The sequence below is a fragment of the Roseburia inulinivorans DSM 16841 genome (assembly GCF_000174195.1).
GTDB lineage: Bacteria > Bacillota > Clostridia > Lachnospirales > Lachnospiraceae > Roseburia > Roseburia inulinivorans.
In genome coordinates this window covers 1-1,147 of the sequence record NZ_ACFY01000128.1, presented here as the reverse complement: position 1 = coordinate 1,147, position 1,147 = coordinate 1, and the positions used below count along the sequence as shown (strand labels likewise).

Genomic DNA, 1,147 nt, shown 5'->3' with positions numbered 1-1,147 from the left:
CAGATTAAAAAAATGATTCAAAAAAGCAAATAATAAAGCAGATATGACTGTTGAAAATACAAGTGCCAGCCAGATTGCACCAGTCAGACAGGATCGGATCCGCAATCCTTTTTCTTTCTTTTGTTCCATTATTTTTTCACCACCTTGTATCCAATTCCACGCATTGTTACGATTTCAAAATCAGGGTTATCTTTAAAACGCTCTCTGATTCTTCCTATATGTACCTCTATCGTATGTGGGTCTGCCTCCGTCTCGTATCCCCATACTTCATCCATCAACTGTTGTTTTGTAAATATTCTGCCTGGCGAAGCTGCAAGCTTATATAAAAGCAGGAATTCTTTTTTAGGCAAAACAAGACTTTCCTTATCAGTTGTAACCGTCATTGCATCATAATCAAACTCTGTTGAACCGATCACAATTTTGTGTTCATTCAGTATCTGTGCACGGCGAAGCAGTGCTCCGACTCTTAAAACCATTTCATTCACATTTACCGGTTTTACCATATAATCGTCACTTCCCGAAAGAAATCCCTGGCGCATATCATCAAAGGAACCTTTCGCAGTGATCATAAGCACTGGTATCTGATATCCTGCTGAACGAAGTTCTGACACCAGTTCATAGCCATCCATAACCGGCATCATAATATCAGAAATGATCAGATCAATATATTCCTTATCCAATACTTCTAATGCCTGTGCTCCATCCGATGCACTTTTGACCTGATATCCATTCTTCTCAAGCACTTTTTGGAATAGCTGGCTTAATTCTTTATCATCTTCTACAATCAATATTTGAAACACGTTTTCCTTCCTCCTTATTAAAACAGATACCTTGCCCATCCAAGCAGATGCTGTACCAAAAATATTTTTCTCTGACGTTTCTTTGTTAATTCGATTGGCTCTACATGATATGGATCACGATAGGTTCCATCTTCCAATACCTGGCGGGACACTCTTTCATATTCCATCATGCCCTCTTCCAACTGTTTATTAATATCTTTACTGCGAATTACAAGCATCAGTTCCGTATCCAGATATGCACTTCTCATGTCCATATTAAAGGAACCGATTACAGACAGATCATCGTCAATCAGAATACTTTTTCCGTGGTATGAATAACCGCCTTCATATTCCCAGATATTAATTCC

2 protein-coding genes and 1 pseudogene are annotated in these 1,147 nt (G+C 38.5%); all 3 read right to left on the bottom strand.

Translation table 11 applies throughout. From position 1 onward, the window contains the following. Window positions 1–129: pseudogene (locus ROSEINA2194_RS21230) on the bottom strand (HAMP domain-containing sensor histidine kinase); the annotation flags it as partial. Then, window positions 129–839 carry a response regulator transcription factor gene (locus tag ROSEINA2194_RS13615; RefSeq protein WP_007888305.1) on the bottom strand — a complete coding sequence of 237 codons (711 nt, stop codon included), beginning with the start codon at window positions 837–839 and terminating at the stop codon, window positions 129–131. The pseudogene ROSEINA2194_RS21230 and the gene ROSEINA2194_RS13615, both read right to left, overlap by 1 nt. Further along, the coding region (locus ROSEINA2194_RS13610; protein ID WP_007888303.1) for a phospholipase D-like domain-containing protein at window positions 818–1,147 on the bottom strand (330 nt) is incomplete at its 5' end. The genes ROSEINA2194_RS13615 and ROSEINA2194_RS13610, both read right to left, overlap by 22 nt.

What these genes read in the sequence shown, in the direction of transcription:
- ROSEINA2194_RS13615 (WP_007888305.1), bottom strand. Translation starts at nt 839, where the DNA reads ATGGGCAAGGTATCTGTTTTAATAAGGAGGAAGGAAAACGTGTTTCAA.